Source organism: uncultured Clostridium sp. (genome assembly GCF_947039605.1).
Lineage (GTDB): Bacteria > Bacillota > Clostridia > Clostridiales > Clostridiaceae > Sarcina.
Genome location: NZ_CAMQZG010000001.1, coordinates 141270 through 163184, shown reverse-complemented (window position 1 = coordinate 163184; position 21915 = coordinate 141270). Strand labels below are relative to the sequence as shown.

Here is a 21915-nt window from a genome sequence, read left to right as displayed (position 1 = left end):
AGGAGGTGTTTTCTTATGTATTTAGATTTTAAATCTAAAGGAAATCTTTTAGTTGTTGAGCTAAGTGGTGAGCTTGATCATCATAGCGCGCAAGAGGTAAGAGTTAAGGTTGATGATAGGCTTGATAGGTTTAATGTAAAAAAATTAATTTTTGATTTTTCAGAGGTTACTTTTATGGATAGTTCAGGAATAGGAGTTATAATAGGTAGATATAAGAAGCTTTCTGTAAGAGAAGGCAGAGTTGTAATTGCAGGTGTTTCGGGTAGTATTAAAAGAATATTTGATTTATCAGGTATATTTAAAGTTATTAAGGTATATTCAAGTGTTGATGAGGCATTAAAGAATATATAAATTATGGAGGAATGTAGTATGAATAATAAAGTCAAAATAGAGTTTCTAGCAAAATCTGAAAATGAATCTTTTGCTAGAATAGCAGTTGCAGGACTTGTAGCACAGCTTGATCCAACAATAGATGAACTTGCAGATATAAAAACAGCAGTTTCAGAGGCTGTAACAAATTCTATAATTCATGGATATCAAAATGATGAAACAAAAACAGTTTATATAGATATAAGTATTCAGGATGATGAAGTTGAGGTAGTTGTATTTGATAGAGGTATTGGGATTGAAGATGTTGAACAAGCTAAAGAAGCTTTATATACATCAAGACCAGATTTAGAACGCTCAGGTATGGGGTTTACTGTTATGGAAAGTTTTATGGATTCGCTAGTTGTTGAAAGTGATAAAGATTGTGGTACTAAATTAATAATGAAGAAAAAAATAAAAAAAGTAGTATAGGTGATGAATATGGAAACGTCTAATGTGAATATTAACGTCACTACTAATCCAAAACCTAATTATGAAAGAAACAGAGAGTTAGTTGTTCTAGCTAAAACTGGTGATAAGGAAGCTATGAATCAGCTTATAGAGATTAACACACCACTTGTATCTTCTCTTTGTAAGAAATTTCTTAATAGAGGCTATGAATATGATGATATTTTTCAACTTGGAGCTATGGGTCTTATAAAAGCTATTCAAAATTTTGATACATCTTATGATGTTAAGTTTTCTACTTATGCTGTTCCTATGATTCTTGGTGAGATTAAAAGATTCATAAGAGATGATGGAATTATAAAGGTAAGTAGAAATGTAAAGATAACTGCACAAAAATTATACTTTGATAAAGAGCGATTAGCAAAAGAAATGGGGAGAGAACCTACTATTTCGGAACTTGCAGATTATGCAAAGATGAATCAAGAGGATGTTCTATATGCATTAGAATCAGCAAATAATATGCATTACTTACATGATACAATACATCAAAGTGAAGGTGCACCAATATTATTTATAGATAAGCTTAGCGAGAATATGCAGGAAAATACAGACATGATAGAACGTTTAGCTTTAAAAGAAGCTATTAGAAGTCTTGATGAAAAAGCTCGGAGAATTATAGTACTTAGGTACTTTAAAGATAAGACACAAAGCGAAGTTGCAAAACTTTTAGGTATAAGTCAGGTACAAGTATCAAGGATAGAGAAAAAGATACTTGTTATTATAAAGGAAAAGCTCAGAGAGGACTAGAAATGATGGACAGATTTAAGTAAGAAGAAGTTATCTATGTAGATATAGGTATGCTTTTTCTTTTTTTTTGCATTTAAATGAATAATAGTGGAAATAAGATAAATAATAAGGGTAATTAGATCTATATAAAGGATGATGCTTATGAGTTTATATGAAAGTGATGAGAATATTAAAAAAAAGTTTGATGAGTTAAGTAATATGATAGAACCTAAACCTAAACTTCTGAAAAATTGTTTTAATGCTTTTTGGGTAGGGGGAAGTATTTGTATTATCGGAGAAGTTATAAAAAATATAATGATTTATATTGGGATTTCAGAGATAGAAATAGGTATTTATTTACCAGTCATAATGATATTTTTAGGGGGACTTCTTACAGGGCTTGGAGTTTATGACAAGATAGCTGTAATTGGTGGTGCTGGTACTTTAGTACCTATTACAGGCTTTTCTAATGCAATGACTGCACCAGCTATAGAGTCTAAAAAAGAAGGTTATGTTATTGGAGTTGGAACAAAGATGTTTAGCATTGCAGGACCAGTTCTTGTGTATGGGATTGTAGGGTCATTTATTTTAGGGATTATATATTATATTTTATTAAAGCTAGGAGTTGTTATTTAATGCTTGATGCAAAGAGAGGAAAGCAAACATTATTTTTAAAAAATAAGCCTAGAATTATAGAGGCGACTAGCCTTGTTGGTCCAAAAGAGGGTGAAGGTCCGTATAAAGATTATTTTGATATTATTTTAAGTGATGAAAATAATGGTGAGAAAAGTTATGAAAAGGCTGAGAGTAGTTTTATTTATACTGTGATAAAAGAAACTCTTAAAAAGAAAAATTTACAAGAAGAGGATATAGATTATTTATTTGCAGGCGATTTACTTAATCAAACAGCAGCTTCAAATTTTGCGGCAAGAGAGCTTAATATTCCATTCTTTGGGCTTTATGGTGCATGTTCAACAATGTCAGAATCTTTATCACTCGGAGCTATGACTGTAAATGCTGGGTATGCAAAGTATGTAGCTATAGCAACTTCATCTCATTTTTCATCTGCTGAAAGGCAGTTTAGATTTCCTTTAGAGTATGGAGGTCAAAGAAAAGAAACATCTCAGTGGACTGTTACAGGGTCAGGGGCAATGCTTTTGAGTAGTGAGGGTGATTACCCATATATTACTCATATTACTACCGGGGTGGTTAAAGATTATGGGGTAAAAGACCCAGAAAACATGGGAGTTGCAATGGCACCTGCTGCTGTTGATACTATTTATAAGCATTTTATTGATACTAATAGAAGTGCGAAAGATTATGATGTTATAGCAACGGGGGATTTAGGGCATCTTGGAAAAGAGATGACTGAAAAATTACTTTTAGAATATGGTTATGATATTCGTGGTATTTATATTGATTGTGGAGATTTGATATTTGATAAAGAAAAGCAAGGCGTTTTTTCTGGTGGAAGTGGTTGTGGTTGTTCTGCTGTTATGAGTTGTTCTTATATTTATAAAGAACTTTTGAATGGTAAGTTCAAAAGGGTGCTTATAGTATCAACAGGAGCTCTTTTAAGCCCCATTTGTACTATGCAGGGAGAAAGTATACCTGGTATAGCACACGCTGTTGCAGTGGAGTATAAAAAGGATGGTGTAAGGTGATGTGGAATTATATTTCTGCTTTTATAGTTGGTGGAATTATTTGCGTTATAGGACAAATTGTAAAAGATATGACTAAAATAAGCCCTGGAAAAATATTAGTTACTTTTATGCTAGTAGGATTGGTTTTAGGAGCTTTTGGGATATATCAAAAAATTATTGAGTTTGGAGGTGCAGGGGCTAGCATACCTTTGCCTAGTTTTGGAATGGCACTTGCAAATGGGGTTATGAAAGCTGTTAGAGAAGAGGGGATTATTGGGATATTTACAGGTGGGATTAAAGGAACATCAGCTGGAATTACAGCTGCGATAGTGGTTGCTTATTTGATGGCATTAATATTTAATCCTAAACCAAAGTGAATAATTTGTAAAAATTCATAGAAAAACATAAAAAAGGTAAAAAAAGTAATATAATTAACTGTGTAAAATTAAGGGGGAATTTAAAAGGTGAAAACATTTTATAGTTCTACTGTTGATGAAGTTATAAGAGAACTTAATACTGATAAGCATAAAGGGTTGTCATATAAACAACTTCAGGAGAACACAGATACATATGGGGAAAATACAATACATATAGAAATTGAAAGTGGTTTTTTAAAAGAAATTTTCAATTTTAGGGAGTTATATCTTTTAGTAATAGGACTGATAGTATCAATAGCTTTTGAAAGTTATATTTACACAGTAGCTTTGGTATGTCTAATAGCAGGAGTGCTTTTATTTAATTATAAAAAGTACTTAGATAAAAAGAAAAAGACACAACAACTCTCAGCGTTAAATTATACAGATGTAAATATTTTAAGAGCTGGAGTTAGAGATAGTGTTAGGGCAGAAATTTTGACAGTTGGAGATATTGTTTTTTTAGAAAAAGGAAATATAATATCGGCTGATATAAGAATTATAGAATCTAATAATTTAACTGTTAATGAGAGAAATATAACATCAAATGACTTAGATGTTAGAAAATATAATACAAGAATTGATAGGGTGAAAACTTTATCAGAAATCAATAATATGGTATTTAGAGGAACTAGAGTTACTGGGGGCAGAGCTGTAGGAGTAGTTGTTGGAATTGGTAATGATACTCAAATTGGTAGGCTTTTAAATTATTTGAAAGTTTCAGACCTAAGAAGTAAGATTATAGGTAAAACTTTAGGGGCAGATTCAAGAAATATAAATAATAGCATTTTTCTATTTTCAGTATTTAATAGTTTAAATATTTATAGTTTTAAGTATGAAGGATACCAAAATAATATAATAGCAATTTGGTTTTTAGCAGGAACAGCTAATATATTTATAAGTGAGTTTATTTATAGTTATAAGAAAAGTAAAAGTCTTAAAGAGAATGGGATAGAAGTTTCTGATATGCATATGTTAGAAAGGTTTGAGAATACAGATATATTCTTTATACCAAAACTTTGTGCATTAACTGAGGAACAGATGAATGTAAAAATTATTTATACATCAGAAAATCTTTTTGAGGATGTAAATAGTATTGATGCAAAAGATGTTAATATTGCAAGGATTCTAGATATAGGTATTCTTAATAATAATTCTGTGTTTAGCAGAAAAGAAAATAGATTTACAGGTAATATTATTGATGCTGGGTTATCAAAATATTGTACTGAAAAAGGGATGTTTAAAAGTGCAGCACTTGCTAAGAATCCAAGTGTATTCTTAGTTCCATATGATCAAGAAAAAGGTATCAGTACAAGTGTTAATAGAGCTAAAAGAAATTATAGGGCGAATATAAAAGGTCATGTAGATGAAATTTTAGAGAAGTGCAAATATATAATGATAGATGGAATGGAGAGAGATATAAGTGAGGAAGATATAGAGACAATTAGAATGATAGATTTTAATATAGCTAATAAAGCTTATGAAACTGTTGGGTTTGCATATAGAAGTTTTAACTATGAGCCTAGTGAGGAGGAGAATATAGAGAGTAATCTTGTTTTTGTCGGAATTGTAGGTTTTGAAAATCCTAAAAAAGAAAATGCAAAAATTATGGTGCAAGAGCTAAAGGAACAAAATGTTTTACCTATTATGATAACTGATGATAATAAAATTGTTGCAACAAGACATGCAATAGAACTTGGAATTGCTAAAGGCATGGAAGAGGTTATATCTGGTGTTGAGTTATTGTCTTTAGAAAAAGATGAGTTTATAGAAGTTCTATCAAGAGTAAGAGTTCTTTGTAGAATAACACCAGCAATTAAAAGCAAGATAGTTTCATTATTTACAACAGAGGAGTATTCAGTAGTTTCTACAGGAGAAAATTTATCGGATATTCCAAGTGTAATCCTTGCAGATATAGGAATTAGCACAGGTGATAAGACGGCGAAGCTTTTAAAGAAGATGGCAAATATAAATATAAAAGATAATATTTTAGAGAAGTTTCTTATATTGATAAAAGAAGGAAAGCAATTATCAAATGGAATAGGACAAGCTTTGGATATGTGTAGAACAATATTTATGGTTGAGCTTCTTGTGATTTTTTATAATGCAAATTTCTTAAAACAAAATACATTTACAACTTCAATGGTATTAATTTTTAATTTAATAGTAGTACCACTTATAATGCTTAGTTGTTTTTATAAAAAAGAAGAGGAAAAAACAACGAGTATTACTTGTGTGATATTTTCAGGTCTTTTAAAAGCTATAAGTTATTTATTAATTGTAACTTTCTTAAAAGAAAATATTAGAATAGAGTTTGCAAACTTTATAGTATTATATTCAATATTATTAGTATCATCTATAGTAAGTATTAATGATTATAAGGATGATATTAAAAAAGTTATAGGAATAAATATAGGTGCATTTGTATTAATAAATTCAGCTTATATATATTTCATGGATGCATTTAAGGTTAGAGAAGGATTAATTTTCATATTTATAATCATTATTTATACAATTAGTGAATTTATTTTGAAAAAATGGCAAAAATCTAGCTAGGGTGATTTAGTGAGAGAGTTATTTAAAGATAAATTAGAGTTTAGAAATCCAATATTAGATATATTAATTGCAGTTATAATTGGAATAATTACTTTTATAATATTTGAATTAACGCAAGAAGGTGTAGTTTTATTTGCTATACCTATCCTTGTGTTTTTATTTTTTCTATATGATAGAAAATGTTTTTTGATAGTAGTAAGTTTTATGGTTTTAGGATTTCTTAGTACAAGTTATTATTATAGCTTTGGAGAAAATAGAGAAGGTATTTTTTCAGCTAGGATAGAAAAACAATATAAAGATTACTATATGGCTACTTCAAAAGGTAGAGAGTTTTATCTTTATTCAGATAAAAAGTTAGAACTACATGAAAAAGTTACTTTTAGAGGGAAGTTTAAAAAGGAAATTGATATAGATAGAGCATATGTAGGTCATTTGTTTGTGAAAAATATAATAAAAACTGAAAAAGATTTGCTATATAAAATTAGAAATTTGAGTAGTAGGTATTATGAGGATTTGAAAGAGAAAATAGGAGAAGAGAAGTCAGCTATTGCAACGGCGCTTGTTTTTGGAAATAAAGATTATTTAGAGATGGATGCAAAAGAAGATTTAAAGGATACAGGCGTATTGCATCTTGTTTGTATATCAGGGTTTCATATAGTTTTTATTTATAGCATACTTAGAAAGTTTTTACCAAAGTCAGTAGTTATACCTCTTACATTTTTATATGTTTTAATCACAGGACTTACCGCATCAGGGATGAGGGCTTATATAATGTTAGTTGTTCTAGAATTTAGTCTTTTAGTGAAAAGAAATTATAATTCTCGTAATGGACTTGCACTTTCAGCGGTATTACTTTTGATATTTAATCCTGATTTTATAGTAGATGTAGGATTCTATCTAAGTTATTTTGCAACGCTTGGGATACTTTTATTTAATGATAAAATTCAAAGGCTTTTGTATTTTATGCCAAATTTTCTAGTAACATCTATAAGCCTTAGTTTATGTGCACAAGTTTTTATATATCCAATAATGATAATTTGCTTTGGAGAATTTTCACTTAATTTTATATTAGGTTCACTTATACTTACACCGATAATATATTTATTACTACCAATAGGACTTGTATCACTTATAATATTTTTGCTAGGAGTTAGTATTACGATTTTAGATAATTTAATGTCAGTAGGATTTGGAATGTTTAATTTAGTGATGGAGTATCTAAAGTATTATGCAGCACCTAGTTATTATGGCCATGAGATATTTGCAGTGGTATATATACTTATATTAATGAATTTTTACTTTATATATAAAGGATATATAGATAAAAGATATTATAAGTTATCATATCTCTTAGTAATTGGAATTGTTGTTACAATTTTCAATATAGTACCAGTTATTTCAGTTTATGAAAAAAGTTTTAGTAGGGCAATTATAGTTGAGTATGGATTTTCTAAAATAGCATATACAAATAGTAAGTCTGATTACTTTATAAATAGTCTTGGGAAAGAGTGTAAAGTGAACAATATAAAAAAAGTTGAGAAGAATATGAAACTAGATATAGGGTATAAAAGAGAGATTTTGATAAAACCTAAGATAGATGAGTCTTTTATAATGTTAAGAGGGAATAATTATGGTATAATTGATTTGCTAAATAAGGATGAAAATCTAGTTTTGATAAAAAATAGAATTTATATAGATGAAAGAGGAAAGTAAAGTGATAGAGTTAGATAGATTAGAAGAGGAGCTAAAAGCAGGTAAGCTTAAAAATGCATATGTATTTTGTGGATTAGATGAAATACTTATCAAAGAAGCTATAGATAAAATTATAGCAAAGTCAATTGACCCTACATTCAAAGATTTAAACTTTGTTAAGTATGATGCAATTGATTTGAATTTTAATATGTTTATGAATGCTTGTGAAACATTACCATTTATGGCAGAGAAAAGAGCTGTAGTTATTTCTAGAGCAAACTTTTTGAAGGATAAATGTGACAATGAATCCAAAAACTTTTATGAAAAAGCGAAGACATATTTTGAAAATCCACCAGAAAGTACACTTCTTATTGCATATTTCCTTTTAAATGATAAGAGAGATAGAGCAAATAAAGTAAGAAAACTTGCAGCACTTGAGAAAAAAGGATGCACAGTAATTGCGGTAGAAAAGCTTAAAGGTGTAAAACTTTATAATAGAATAGAGTCAATATTTAAAGTAAAAGGCAAAGAAATAGGAAAGATAGAGCTTAAATACTTTAGTGAACTTGTACATAGCAACTTTGATATAATTGAAAGAGAAGTTGATAAACTTGTTAATTATACAGATGGGAGAGCTATAACAAAAGCTGATATAGATATAATGAAACAGTCAAATAGTGAAGATGATATCTTTGATTTAATTGATTTAATATCTATGAAAAAGCCTAGTAAAGCTATTGATCTTATGAATGAACTTTTTAATAAAGGTGATGAACCTTTATCAGTTTTAAGACTTGTTCAGGGACAATTTCAAAAATTATATACTATCAAGGTAGCATCAAACGCTGGGATGAGAACTGATGAAATTTCTAGAGATATGGGATTGCCAAACTTTATAGTAGATAAGCTTTCAAAGCAAGGTAGAGGATTTAGTGATGTTATCATAAAGAAGGCTCTTAGTCTAACTCTTGAAACAGAAAAGAGATTAAAGAGTAAATCACATCTTAATAAAAGAACTGAAATGGAAGTTATGATTATAAATATATTAGTTTAAATTTAATAGAAATTATAAAAAAAGAAGTGTCGTTTAAAAAAACGAGCACTTCTTTTTCTATTAGAAGAACGTTAAAAACAGTCTATCTAAAAAAGAAAGGTGTTAGATATCTAACACCATCACTATTAAGCCATAGCAGATAACTTGCTTGCTAATCTTGATTTCTTTCTAGCAGCCATGTTCTTATGTACTATACCTTTGCTTACTGACATATCTAATGTTCTAGCAGCAGAAGTGTAAAGAACTTTAGCTTCTTCTGTATTTTTAGTATCAATAGCCACTTCAAATTTCTTTATAGCAGTTTTAAGAGCTGATTTAAGCATCTTATTTCTTAAAGTTTTTGTAGCAGTTACTTTGATTCTTTTTTTAGCTGATTTAATATTTGCCATTCTATTTCACCCCCTTCAAATTTTAACATATGTGCAATTTGGGGAAACTACACACGAGTTCATTATTTAACAAAGGTAATTATAGCATTTTAAGATTATAAGTTCAAGTGGTTTTCAAAATTAAAAAAACATAAATAATTAACAAATTGGACAAGATAAGTATGAAACTAATAAAAATACTTTAAAGTAGGTGTTTATATGTTTAATGTTAGAACAGATTTAGCAGTTGAAAAGAGAGAACTATATGAAAAACGCTTTAAAAAAGAAATTGATGGAATTGTAATAGAGGAAGAAAATATAGATGAAGTTAAAGTTACCACAGTAGATATAATAAATGAGGATGGTGCAAAAAAAATGGGGAAAGGTATTGGTAGATATATTACTATTGAGATGCCGATATGTACGAGCTATGATACTATCCTTAGAGAGTCTGTATCTCATATACTTGCGGGAAGCCTTGAAAGAATAATAAATTTAAATGATGATGATGTAGCGCTTGTCGTAGGGCTTGGAAATGCAGGAGTAACCCCAGATGCTCTTGGTCCAAAAGTTGTAGAAAAAATTATGATAACAAGACATTTAAATGCACTTATGCCAGAAGAGATAGAGGGGGATTTAAGGTCAGTTTGTGCAATAAGCCCAGGCGTTCTTGGAACTACAGGAATTGAAACAGCAGAGATTATAAAATCTATAGTTGATAAAATAAAACCAGCAGTTGTAATTTGTGTTGATGCACTTGCTTCAAGAAGTTTATCAAGAGTTTCAAGAAGTATTCAAATTTCCAATACAGGAATTGCACCCGGTGGTGGAGTAGCAAATAAAAGAATGCAAATTAATGAAGAAAATCTAGGGATTCCAGTAATTGCAGTAGGAGTCCCAACGGTAGTGGATGCAGGGACCATAGCAAATGATGCAATTGATTTGGTTATAGATGAAATGATAGCCCAATCAGATAATAAAGAATTTTATACAATGCTTAAAAATATAGATAAGGCAGAAAAATCAAATTTAATTAGAAGGTTACTAAGTCCTTATGTTGGAGATTTGATGGTAACGCCAAAAGAAATTGATGAAGTTATAGAATGTGTTTCTAAAGTTGTAGCTAATGGAATTAATATAGCATTACAACCTAATATGGATTCGCAAGATATTTTAGAATTTTTAAATTAGGTAACATAATAATTTATCCCTCCTCATATATATGAAAGTGTAGAGGAGGGATAATTTGTGATACAAAGACAAAGTGCTAATAGAAAGAAAGATTTTCCGGTAGGGTTGCTTTTATTTTTAGGTGTAACTGTAATGTTTATGGTTAGATTCGTAAAAATTACTCTTAATAATGATTTTGGTGGAACACATGCTTACATACAGATTTTAAACTTAGGAATGCCACTTGTTGAGGGGACATATTATGATGAAAGAGCATATGAAGAATCTATAGTTACAATAGATAGTTTAGTAAAAGAAACTTTAGGGTTAGATAAAATAAATCCAAGTACAATACTTGCAGTACAGATTCCAGGCTTTGGGAATTTTAATGAGTTTGCGAAAAATGAGATAGAAAAAGGTGAAGATATAAATTCATTTGTGTTAAATGATGAAAGTATTAAAAAAGAAGAAAAGCCAGAAAAACCAGAAGCAGATCCAAGTGGAATTAGAAATCCTGATATAGTAAAAAATATAGATCAGACGAATCCACAGGTTCTTCTTTATACAACTCATACAGCAGAAGCTTTTGGACAAGCTAAAGATAGAAGCGATGATCCAACTAAAAATGTTATTGGAGTAGGGGAGCTTATAGCTAAAGAGCTAGAAGAATATTATGGTATAGCAACAATTTTAGATAAGACAAAACATGATACTTTTTATGAAGTATCATACGATAGGTCAAAAGAAACTCTTCATAAATACAAAGAGCAGTATGGAGAAGGCCAATTTAATATGGTTGTTGATATTCATAGAGATGGAGTTGGAAGAGATAAAAAACATGTGGTTACAGAAACTATAAATAGTGAGAGTTTAGCAAGGCTTATGTTTGTTGAAACTACAAATAGTGGGCCAGAAAATTATGCAACTACAACAGCTATAAATCAGAGGATGATGGAGAATTGTAATAAATTATTTCCAGGGCTTGGACGGTATATAAGAAAAACTGATTATGGTCTTGCTAAATACAATCAAGAAGTTTTTAAAAATACAACTCTTATAGAAGTTGGAGCAGAACCTAATACACCAGCAGAAGCACAAGCATCAGCAAAATATATTGCAAGACTTATAGCAGAAGAAATTCATTATCAAGAAAATAATCCATAAATTGTATAAAATCTAATATATATGGACACCCTTATAGATAACTGAAAATCTAGGGGGTGTTTTAATTTTGAAAAAAAGTTTAACTGGAATTATAGTGAGCTTGATTGGAGTAATTTTTGTTTGTGGATTTTTTACTATAAATATAGAGGCGACTGAAGCTTTTAATAGTGATAAATATGAACGAAGTAGTATTGATTATGAAGAGATAAAAGAGGATATAGGGCTTGATATAGAAAATTTAAGTAAAGATGAAAGTTTTTTTAAAACATATGATACACAAGAAGGTTTTATTGTTATTTTTGGAGATTATAAAATTAATTTGAGTGAAACTGCAATTGGGTGTGTGTTTCTAAAATTTATGGATACAATAAGTTTAGGGATTGATAACTTTAAAGACTTTGTTTACGACACCATTTATTAAAATATAATACTAACATTTATAATATAAGTTATGGTATAATCTAACTTGACTTATTTTACAATGGGGGTGAACACTGTTCTAAATTAATGGATAAAGGACAGGATTTGAATATGGATAAAAAGCAATTTATTAGAAACTTTTCAATAGTAGCACATATTGACCATGGTAAATCAACACTTGCAGATAGACTTCTTGAAAAGACAGGAACTCTAACTAAGCGAGAGATGGAGCAACAGGTTCTTGATACTATGGAGCTTGAAAAAGAGAGAGGTATTACTATCAAATCTCAGGCAGCTAGACTTATCTACAAGAGAGAAAATGGAGAAGAATATATATTAAACCTTATAGATACTCCAGGACATGTAGACTTCACATATGAAGTTTCAAGAAGTCTTGCAGCTTGTGAGGGAGCAATACTTGTTGTTGATGCAACTCAAGGAATACAAGCACAAACACTTGCTAACTGCTATCTTGCGTTAGATAATGACCTTGAAATTGTACCAGTAATTAATAAAATAGACTTACCAGGTTCTAGGGCAGAAGAGGTTAGAGCTGAGATTGAAGATGTAATCGGAATTGATGCAGAAAATTGTCCACTTATATCAGCTAAAACAGGTCTTAACATAGAAGATGTTTTAGAAGAGATAGTAGCAAAAGTTCCAGCACCAGAGGGCGATGAAAATGCGCCACTTAAAGCTTTAATATTTGACTCATACTATGATAGTTACAGAGGTGTTGTATGCTATGTAAGAGTTAGAGACGGAAAAGTTAAAGTTGGAACAAGAATTAAACTTATGGGTACTGAAAAAGAATACGAAGTAACAGAAGTTGGAGTATTCACACCAGGGATGTTCCCAGTAAATGAACTTTCAGCAGGAGAAGTTGGATATATAACAGGTTCTATCAAAAATGTTAAAGATGCCAGAGTTGGTGATACTATAACAGATGCAGATAATCCTACAGCTGAGCCTCTTCAAGGATATAAACCAGCAATGCCTATGGTATTTTCAGGTATATACCCGGTAGATGGTTCTAAATATGATGAACTTAGAGATGCACTTGAAAAACTTCAAATCAATGATGCTGCGCTTATTTTTGAGCCAGAAACATCACTTGCTTTAGGTTTTGGATTTAGATGTGGATTCCTTGGTCTTTTACATATGGAAATTATGCAAGAGAGAGTTGAGAGAGAATTTAACCTAGATATAATCACAACTGCACCATCAGTTATATACAAAGTAACTAAAACAAATGGAGAGCATTTTGATTTAACAAATCCAGCAAACCTTCCAGACCCAGCAGAAATTGCTAAGATGGAAGAGCCTATGGTTAAAGCCTCAATAATAGCACCATCAGATTATACAGGGGCTATTATGGAACTTTGTCAGCTTAAAAGAGGAAACTATATCGATATGAGGTATATCGAAGAAACAAGAGTTATTATAGAATATGATATGCCTCTTAATGAGATTGTATATGATTTCTTTGATACTCTTAAATCAAAAACTAGAGGATATGCATCGCTTGATTATGAACTTAAAGGTTATGAAGAGTCAGTTCTTATAAAACTTGATATACTTCTTAATGGAGATATAGTTGATGCTCTATCAATGATAGTTCCAGAATCAAGTTCATATAGTAAAGGTAAAGCTATCACAGAGAAACTTAAAGGAATTATCCCAAGACAAATGTTTGAAGTTCCAATTCAAGCAGCTATCGGGAATAAAATCATAGCTAGAGAAACTGTTAAAGCTATGAGAAAAGATGTTCTTGCTAAGTGTTATGGTGGAGATATTTCAAGAAAGAAAAAGCTTTTAAACAAGCAAAAAGAAGGAAAGAAGAGAATGAGACAAGTCGGAAGTGTAGAAGTTCCACAAGAGGCATTCATGTCAATCCTAAAAATAGATTAATAAGAAAAGAGCCAGCGAAAGCTAGGCTCTTTTTTTTGTATTTTAAAAATAAAAAATATGTAAAGTAGTTATAAATTCCGTTTTTAATAAATATATTATAGAGAAGAATTCAAAAGTATTTATTTTAATAATGAGGTGTAGTATGAAATTAGAATTAAGAGATGTAAAAATTAATTGCAAAAGATTAAGAAAAAGTAATCTTGCAACAGGTTCATTAAAAAAGGATGGACAAGTAATACCGATATCAATAAAAGGTTCAGATATTGATAAATATGCAAAAGAATCAGGTATCAAAAAAAATATAACTTTAGAGTTTGAAGGAAATCAAATCGAAGTTAAAGTAGTAAAGGTAGAAAAAGAGCCTATAGCACACAATATTATAAACATAGATTTTGAAGCTATAGTCTAATTTGGGAATATTAAAATGTCTCTAATTTAAAAGGGACATTTTTTTGTTTAGAAATATATCAAAATGGACATGCTATTAAAAAATGGATTATTAAGTAGGACTTGAGATAGACTCTATAAATGTGACAAATATATATAGATAATATATAGTTAATATATAGAAAATATTTACTATGGAGGGAAAGATGAAAAACATATCATTATACATACATATACCGTTTTGTGATCAAAAGTGTCACTACTGTGATTTTCCTTCGTTTGCAGGCAAGGGCGATTTAAAGGATAGATATATAGATGCTTTAAATAAAGAAATTAATCAAAATATAGAAGGATACATAATAAATACTATATTTGTAGGTGGAGGTACTCCAAGTTCATTATCAGCAGAACAGCTAGAGCGATTACTTAGTAATGTAAAGAATTTTAATTTTGCAAGTGATATAGAATTTACTGTTGAATGCAACCCAGGAAGTATCACTAGGGAAAAACTTGAGGTTATGAAGAAATATGGAGTTAATAGATTATCTATGGGACTTCAGGCGGTTCAAAATACATTGTTAAAAGACCTTGGAAGAATTCATAGCTATGAAGTTTTTAAAGAAAATTTTGAACTTGCAAGAGAATGTGGTTTTAATAATATAAATGTGGACTTGATGTTTGGATTACCTAAACAAAAAGTTTCAGAATGGAAAGAAAGCTTAGAGATGATTTGTACGTTAAGTCCTGAGCATATTTCAGCATATAGTCTTATCATAGAAGAAGGTACAAGGTTTAATAAATTATATGAGGCTGATAAACTTAAACTTCCAAATGAAGAAGATGAAAGAGAAATGTATCATTTAGCTAAAAGGACTCTTTTAGGGAATGGTTTTACTCAGTATGAAATATCAAATTATAGTAAAAAAGATCTTGAGTGTAGACATAATGTTGCATACTGGAAAATGGAAAATTGGCTTGGCGTAGGAAGTGCAGCAAGTTCTTATATGAATGGTGAAAGATTTACTAATTTTTCTAAAATAGAAACATATATAGAAAAAATAGAAAATGGAGAATCTCAAAGAGAAGAAGATACTGTAAATACTATAGAAGAAAATATCGAAGAATTTATGTTTATGGGATTAAGACTCATAGAAGGAATCAGTGAGGATGAATTTGAAATAAGATTCAAAAGGACAGTTGACTCTATGTATAAGGATATAATGAAAAAGTTTGTATCACAAAATCTTCTTGTAAGAGAGAATAGAAGAATTTATTTAACTGAAAAAGGAATAGAATATTCGAATATGGTTATGTCAGAGATGCTTTTATAAAATAGAAATAGAAGAAATAAAGAGAAAATAGAAGAAAGAGAGTTTTATTTTAGTTTAAAGCCTATTAAAAGCAAAATTTGAAAAAATACGATAATTGACTATAAATCATTAAAGTTATATATTATAAACATAGTCATTAGCACTCGAACTTAATGAGTGCTAATAAAAAGAGGTGATAGTTATATGGTAGATGCAAGAAAGTTAAAAATTCTTCAAGCTATTATAAGTGATTATATTGCCACAGGTGAGCCAGTGGGTTCAAGGACTATCGCTAAAAAATATGATCTTGGTATAAGTCCAGCTACTATAAGAAACGAAATGGCAGACTTAGAGGATATGGGGCTTTTAGAGCAACCATATACATCAGCTGGGAGAGTGCCATCAAGTAAAGGATATCGACTATATGTTGATAAAATAATGAAGTATGAGAGTGTTAGTATTGCAGATGAGTTAAAAATCAAAAAACAACTTGTTGAAAAACATAAGAATGAAATTGATGCTTTAATTCATGAAGTTAGTACACTTCTTTCAGAACTTACAAACCTTACTTGTTTGGTTAATCCGCCATCAGTAAATAAAAGTTGTATAAATTCTATTCAACTTATGAAAGTAGCAGATGATACAATTCTTTGTGTTATAGTTATGGACGGAAGCATTATTAAAAATAAATTAGTTAAAATTAAAGAGAAGGTTCCAGAAATGGATATTCTTAATAAGGTATCAATAGTTCTTACAGAAACATTGAAAAACTTATCTATTAGTCAAATTAATTTAGAAGTTATTGCTAACGTTAAAATGTATTTAGAAAGTTATTCATATATTTTTGATGCAATACTTCCTGCTCTTTATGAAACATTAAAGAACGTTGGTAGCAATGATATCATAATGGAGGGTGCAACTAATATATTTAATTATCCAGAATACAATGATATAAATAAGGCTAAAGAAATGTTAGAACTTCTTCATAATAAGGAGAATATGACAAGTCTTATGGATTCAAGTAAAGGAATAACTATAAAGATTGGTGATGAGAACTTCATTCCAGAAGCTAAGGACTGTTCAGTTATATCAGCTAACTATTCGATTGGTGGTAGAGATTTGGGAACAATAGCTCTTATAGGACCAAGAAGGATTAATTACTCAAAGGTTTTAAGTATCATGGAAAAAGTAATGAAAGAATTTAATGAAGCTTTGAATGAAGATGATTAAATATAATAAATAGGATTTGAGGTGTCGGAAAGCTATGGGAAAGAATAAAAAAGATAAAAAAGACAATATTGAAGAAGTTATAAAAGAAGAAATTATAGATGAAACAGAAGAAGCAGAAGAAGTGAGTGCCACTGAAACTGAAACTTCAGAAGAAGTTATTAGTGAAGAGTTAAAAGAACTAAGAAAAGAAGCTATGGTTCTAAGAGATAAGCAACAAAGACTTGAAAATGAAAATGAAGCTTATAAAGAAAGACTTACAAGAATAGCTGCAGAGTATGAAAACTATAGAAAGAGAACTGATAAAGAAAAAGAAAGAATCTATACAGATTCATGTGAAGATGTTCTTAAAAATATGTTACCAGTACTTGATAATTTAGAAAGAGCGATAGCAGTTAAGGATACTTCAGTAGAAGCATTAAAAACTGGTGTTGATATGACTATTAAGCAGTTCATGGAAGCTCTTCAAAAATTAGGTGTAGATGAAATAGATACAGCTAATGGTTTTGATCCAAGTCTTCATCAAGCAGTTATGCACGTTCAAGATGAAAATTTTGATGCAAACACAATTGCTGAAGTATTCCAAAAGGGATATAGAAAAGGCGATAAAGTTATAAGATTTACAATGGTAAAAGTAGCTAATTAGTATCTTACAGTGCGTAGGATTTAAATAAAAATAAAAAAACAAAATAAGATATAAATTATTTTGAAATTTAGGAGGAAATTACAATATGAGTAAAATAATAGGAATCGATTTAGGAACAACAAATTCATGTGTATCAGTTATGGAAGGTGGAGAGCCAGTAGTTATCACTAACGCAGAAGGCGCTAGAACTACTCCTTCAGTAGTATCATTCCAAGCTAATGGTGAAAGATTAGTAGGACAAATTGCTAAAAGACAAGCAATCACAAACCCAGATAAAACAATAATCTCAATCAAAAGAGAAATGGGTACAGATCATAAAACAAATATAGATGGAAAAGATTATACACCTCAGGAAATATCAGCTATAATCCTTCAAAAGTTAAAAGCTGATGCTGAAGCTTACCTTGGTGAGACAGTAACAGAAGCGGTTATAACAGTTCCAGCTTACTTTAATGATGCTGAAAGACAAGCAACAACAGATGCTGGTAGAATAGCAGGACTTAAAGTTTTAAGAATCATAAATGAACCAACAGCAGCAGCTTTATCATATGGTTTAGATAAAATGGATGATGCACACAAAATTTTAGTATATGATTTAGGTGGTGGAACATTCGACGTATCTATACTTGATTTAGGAGATGGAGTATTCGAAGTTATTTCAACTAATGGAGATGCAAGACTTGGTGGAGATGATTTTGATGAAAGAATAATGGATTACATCGCTGATGATTTCAAAGCTCAGTATGGAATTGATTTAAGACAAGACAAAATGGCTCTTCAAAGATTAAAAGAAGCATCAGAGAAAGCTAAGATAGAATTATCATCAGCTTCACAAACAATGATAAACTTACCATTCATAACAGCTGATGCAACAGGTCCAAAGCACGTTGATATGACATTAACAAGAGCTAAATTTGATGATATGACTAAAGATTTAGTAGAAAAAACAATAAGCATAATGAAAACAGCTTTAAGTAGCGGAAACGTAAACTTAAATGAAATAGATAAAATAATCTTAGTTGGTGGATCTACAAGAATACCAGCAGTTCAAGATGCAGTTAAGAAATTCACAGGAAAAGAACCATCAAAAGGCGTTAACCCTGATGAGGTTGTTGCTATGGGAGCTGGAATTCAAGCAGCTGTATTAGCAGGAGATTCAAGTGTTGAGGGTATCTTATTATTAGATGTTACACCACTTAGTCTTGGAATCGAAACTTTAGGTGGAGTTGCTACAAAACTTATAGAAAGAAATACAACAATACCTACAAGAAAAAGTCAAGTATTCTCAACAGCAGCAGATAATCAATCATCAGTTGAAATTAACATTGTTCAAGGTGAAAGAGAAATGGCTGGAGATAACAATTCATTAGGAAGATTTACTCTTGGTGGAATTGCACCAGCTAGAAGAGGAGTTCCTCAAATTGAAGTATCATTTGATATAGATTCTAACGGAATCGTTAAAGTATCAGCAGTTGATAAAGCTACTAATAAAGAAGCTACTATCACAATAACAGCTTCAACAAATTTATCAGATGATGAAATAGATAAAGCTGTTAAAGAAGCAGAGAAATTTGCTGAAGAAGATAAGAAAAGAAAAGAGTCAATAGAAGTTAAAAACCAAGCAGAGCAAGTGGTTTATCAAACAGAGAGTACATTAGAAGAATTAAAAGAAAAAATAGAAGCTGATGATAAAGCAAAAGTTGATGCTAAACTTGAAGCATTAAAAGCTATCAAAGATGGTGAAGATGTAGATGCAATCAAAAAAGCTATAGAAGAATTACAACAAGAATTCTATGCTATATCAGCTAAGTTGTATCAAGAAAACCCAGAAGGTGCACAACCTGGTGCAGAGCAAGCACAAGAGCAAGCTCCACACGATGATAATGTTGTAGATGCAGACTTCAAAGTTGATGAAGATAAATAATTAAAAACTATCAAAACGGTAAAAGCTTTGGTATAATTAAAAAAGAATTTCAAAGGGAAGGCTAAATTGTCTTCCCTTTTCTAAGTAATATATTTTGATTTTAGGTGGTGTAAAAATGGCAAAAAGAGATTTTTACGAGGTTCTAGGAATAGAAAAAGGGGCTTCGGATGATGAAATAAAAAAGGCATTTAGGAAATTAGCAGTTAAGTATCACCCAGATAAAAACAAGGGTAATGCAGAAGCAGAAGAAAAATTCAAAGAAATAAATGAAGCATATCAAGTGCTTTCTGACACAGATGAAAAAGCTAAATATGATCAATATGGTCATGAAGGAATGAATGGCGGATACGGCGGCGGAGCTGGTGGATTCGACATGAATGACATGAATGGATTTGGAGATATATTTGAAACATTCTTCGGTGGCGGAGGTGGCGGATTCGGAGGCGGCGGATCAGCTAGAAGAAAAAATGGGCCAAGAAGAGGTAGTGACCTTGAATATAGTTTAACAATTACATTTGAAGAAGCTATGACAGGTGTTGAGAAAGAATTCAACATAACAAGAACTGAAAACTGTGAAACATGTAAAGGGTCAGGTGCTAAGGCTGGGACATCTAAGAAAACTTGTACAAAATGTAATGGTGCAGGTCAAGTTAGAGTTCAAAGACAAACACCTCTAGGCAGTTTCATGTCTACAGCATCATGTGATGCTTGTGGGGGAAAAGGTGAGATTATAGAGACACCTTGTACAGATTGTAGAGGTAAAGGGACTGTTAGAAAACAAAGAAAAATTACTGTTAACATACCAGCAGGTGTTGATACAGCAAATATTCTTACATTAAGGGGTCAAGGAGAGCATGGCGCTAATGGCGGTCCAGCTGGAGATTTATATGTAAGAATTTCAGTAAAACAATCAGCAGTATTTAAGAGAGATGGATCTAATATTTATTATACTTACAAAATCTCTATGACTAGAGCTACTCTTGGTGAGGAAATTACAGTTCCAACAATAGATGGAAATGTTAAATATACAGTTCCAGCAGGAACACAGCCAGGTACTAGATTTAGATTAAAAGGTAAGGGTGCAAAGAGAGTTAACTCAACGCTAAGAGGAGATCAATTCGTTGATATTATTGTTGAAGTTCCAAAAGCACTTAATAAAGAACAAACAGAAGCTTTAAAAGCATTTATGGAAACTTTAGGAGAGTCTACAGAGGAATTAAATGCAAAGAAAAAAGGCTTAATGGATGAGCTTGGAAATATGTTTAAAAAGAAATAAATTTTAAAACCTTGGTTTGAGATAACCAAGGTTTTTGCTTGTCACAATAAATTATGATTCACTAAAATATTGGGAAATTTATATTGATAGTAAAATATATAGATTAGTTTGAAATTTTATTGTTTACGGTTATAATAGAAATATTGATATTTAAAGGAATTATAAATAAATTTAATTATTTTAATGATAGTTAAGTTACTTTTAAAATAGACATTAGATGAAAGAAGAAAGGAATGTGTACATATGCAAGGAAATTGGATTGAGATACAAGTAATTACTACAAGTGAGGCACTAGAACCAGTATCAGGTATATTTTATACTTTAGATTGTAAGGGTGTAGCTATAGAAGACCCAGAAGATGTTACAGGAAGAGAAAAAGGTCCTTTAACTTGGGATTTTGCAGACCTTAATATATTTGAACATAATGGAGAGTGTGCTGTAGTTAAAGCTTACTTTGCAGAAACAGATAACATAGAAGAAATCGTTACTTTTGTTAAAGAAAAAGTAGAAGAGATAAAAGAGTGGGGATTTGATATTGGTAGAGGTGAAGTTAGCACTACCGAGAAAAAAGAAGAAGATTGGGCTAATACTTGGAAACAATATTATAAGCCAACTAATATAGGACCTAACATAGTTATAAAACCAACATGGGAAGTTTATGAGAAAAAAGATAATGAAATGGTTATAGAGATGGACCCAGGTATGGCTTTTGGAACAGGAACTCATGAAACAACAAGATTATGTGCTATGGCACTTGAAAAGTATGTTAAAGAAGATTCTACAGTGTTTGATATTGGAACAGGTTCAGGAATTCTTGCACTTATAGCATCAAAACTTAAAGCTAAGTATGCTTTAGGGGTAGACCTTGACCCAGTAGCTGTTGAGTCTGCTAAAAAGAACATAGAACTTAATGATGTTACTAATATAGAAATTGTTTATGGAGACCTTGTAGAGGTTGTTGAAGGTAAAGCTGATATAGTTGTTGCTAATATCCTTGCGGAAATAGTTTGTTTATTAACAGATGATGTTAAAAAAGTATTAAAGAAAGATGGGTTATTTATTTCATCAGGAATAATACATGAAAGAAAACAAATGGTTTTAGATAAGCTTGAAGAACAAGGCTTTGAAATAATTGAAGCTACAGAGGAAGGCGAGTGGGATTGTATAATCGCTAAATTTAAATAGGTTTTATAA

21 protein-coding genes are annotated in these 21915 nt (G+C 30.6%); 20 read left to right on the top strand and 1 reads right to left on the bottom strand.

Going from position 1 to position 21915, the window contains the following annotated elements; genetic code table 11:
• The first annotated feature begins 15 nt into the window (after positions 1-15).
• From spoIIAA to holA, 9 genes are all read left to right on the top strand, one after another.
• Complete coding sequence (gene spoIIAA / locus Q0V24_RS00780; protein WP_297517558.1) at positions 16-351, top strand: anti-sigma F factor antagonist; 336 nt, start codon at positions 16-18, stop codon at positions 349-351.
• Positions 352-369: 18 nt separating this feature from the next.
• Positions 370-798: an anti-sigma F factor gene (gene spoIIAB, locus Q0V24_RS00775; RefSeq protein WP_297517556.1), complete on the top strand. Its 429-nt coding sequence runs from the start codon at positions 370-372 to the stop codon at positions 796-798.
• 9 nt (positions 799-807) lie between these two features.
• Positions 808-1581, top strand: a complete 774-nt coding sequence (gene sigF / locus Q0V24_RS00770; protein ID WP_297517554.1) for an RNA polymerase sporulation sigma factor SigF — start codon at positions 808-810, stop codon at positions 1579-1581.
• Positions 1582-1722: 141 nt separating this feature from the next.
• Positions 1723-2196, top strand: a complete 474-nt coding sequence (gene spoVAC, locus Q0V24_RS00765; RefSeq protein WP_297517553.1) for a stage V sporulation protein AC — start codon at positions 1723-1725, stop codon at positions 2194-2196.
• A complete protein-coding gene (spoVAD, locus tag Q0V24_RS00760) occupies positions 2196-3224 on the top strand; it encodes a stage V sporulation protein AD (RefSeq protein WP_297517551.1) in 1029 nt (342 codons plus the stop codon). Before spoVAC ends, spoVAD begins: the two co-directional genes overlap by 1 nt.
• Entirely contained in the window at positions 3224-3580 is a 357-nt protein-coding gene (spoVAE, locus tag Q0V24_RS00755) for a stage V sporulation protein AE (RefSeq protein ID WP_297517549.1), read from the top strand. Before spoVAD ends, spoVAE begins: the two co-directional genes overlap by 1 nt.
• Positions 3581-3667: 87 nt before the next feature.
• Positions 3668-6172, top strand: coding sequence for a cation-transporting P-type ATPase (locus Q0V24_RS00750; RefSeq protein ID WP_297517547.1), 2505 nt, complete (start codon positions 3668-3670; stop codon positions 6170-6172).
• Positions 6173-6181: 9 nt separating this feature from the next.
• On the top strand, positions 6182-7885 hold the full coding sequence (locus Q0V24_RS00745; RefSeq protein WP_297517546.1) for a ComEC/Rec2 family competence protein: 1704 nt from the start codon (positions 6182-6184) through the stop codon (positions 7883-7885).
• A gap of 1 nt (position 7886) precedes the next feature.
• A complete protein-coding gene (holA, locus tag Q0V24_RS00740; protein WP_297517544.1) occupies positions 7887-8918 on the top strand; it encodes a DNA polymerase III subunit delta in 1032 nt (343 codons plus the stop codon).
• 125 nt (positions 8919-9043) lie between these two features.
• Here holA and rpsT read toward each other — a convergent pair whose 3' ends face one another.
• Positions 9044-9307: a 30S ribosomal protein S20 gene (rpsT, locus tag Q0V24_RS00735; RefSeq protein ID WP_297517542.1), complete on the bottom strand. Its 264-nt coding sequence runs from the start codon at positions 9305-9307 to the stop codon at positions 9044-9046.
• Positions 9308-9505: 198 nt separating this feature from the next.
• On the opposite strand from rpsT, the gene gpr reads away from it, so the two are divergent.
• The 11 genes from gpr to prmA all read left to right on the top strand — a co-directional run bounded on the left by gpr (position 9506) and on the right by prmA (position 21906).
• Positions 9506-10477 carry a GPR endopeptidase gene (gene gpr, locus Q0V24_RS00730; protein WP_297517540.1) on the top strand — a complete coding sequence of 324 codons (972 nt, stop codon included), beginning with the start codon at positions 9506-9508 and terminating at the stop codon, positions 10475-10477.
• A 57-nt stretch (positions 10478-10534) separates the two neighbouring features.
• Positions 10535-11620 (top strand): stage II sporulation protein P, encoded by a 1086-nt coding sequence (gene spoIIP, locus Q0V24_RS00725; RefSeq protein WP_297517538.1) that lies wholly within the window; start codon positions 10535-10537, stop codon positions 11618-11620.
• A gap of 67 nt (positions 11621-11687) precedes the next feature.
• Positions 11688-12041: a hypothetical protein gene (locus Q0V24_RS00720; protein ID WP_297517536.1), complete on the top strand. Its 354-nt coding sequence runs from the start codon at positions 11688-11690 to the stop codon at positions 12039-12041.
• Between the two features lie 110 nt (positions 12042-12151).
• Positions 12152-13951, top strand: coding sequence for a translation elongation factor 4 (gene lepA, locus Q0V24_RS00715; RefSeq protein WP_297517885.1), 1800 nt, complete (start codon positions 12152-12154; stop codon positions 13949-13951).
• A 142-nt stretch (positions 13952-14093) separates the two neighbouring features.
• Positions 14094-14360, top strand: a complete 267-nt coding sequence (locus Q0V24_RS00710; protein WP_297517534.1) for a hypothetical protein — start codon at positions 14094-14096, stop codon at positions 14358-14360.
• Between the two features lie 184 nt (positions 14361-14544).
• Entirely contained in the window at positions 14545-15669 is a 1125-nt protein-coding gene (gene hemW / locus Q0V24_RS00705; RefSeq protein WP_297517532.1) for a radical SAM family heme chaperone HemW, read from the top strand.
• A 183-nt stretch (positions 15670-15852) separates the two neighbouring features.
• Positions 15853-16878 (top strand): heat-inducible transcriptional repressor HrcA, encoded by a 1026-nt coding sequence (gene hrcA, locus Q0V24_RS00700; RefSeq protein ID WP_297517529.1) that lies wholly within the window; start codon positions 15853-15855, stop codon positions 16876-16878.
• A 34-nt stretch (positions 16879-16912) separates the two neighbouring features.
• Entirely contained in the window at positions 16913-17521 is a 609-nt protein-coding gene (grpE, locus tag Q0V24_RS00695; RefSeq protein WP_297517528.1) for a nucleotide exchange factor GrpE, read from the top strand.
• Positions 17522-17606: 85 nt separating this feature from the next.
• Positions 17607-19445, top strand: coding sequence for a molecular chaperone DnaK (dnaK, locus tag Q0V24_RS00690; protein WP_297517526.1), 1839 nt, complete (start codon positions 17607-17609; stop codon positions 19443-19445).
• A gap of 115 nt (positions 19446-19560) precedes the next feature.
• Positions 19561-20721: a molecular chaperone DnaJ gene (gene dnaJ, locus Q0V24_RS00685; RefSeq protein WP_297517524.1), complete on the top strand. Its 1161-nt coding sequence runs from the start codon at positions 19561-19563 to the stop codon at positions 20719-20721.
• Positions 20722-20964: 243 nt separating this feature from the next.
• Positions 20965-21906, top strand: coding sequence for a 50S ribosomal protein L11 methyltransferase (prmA, locus tag Q0V24_RS00680; RefSeq protein ID WP_297517522.1), 942 nt, complete (start codon positions 20965-20967; stop codon positions 21904-21906).
• The last annotated feature ends 9 nt before the right edge of the window (positions 21907-21915 follow it).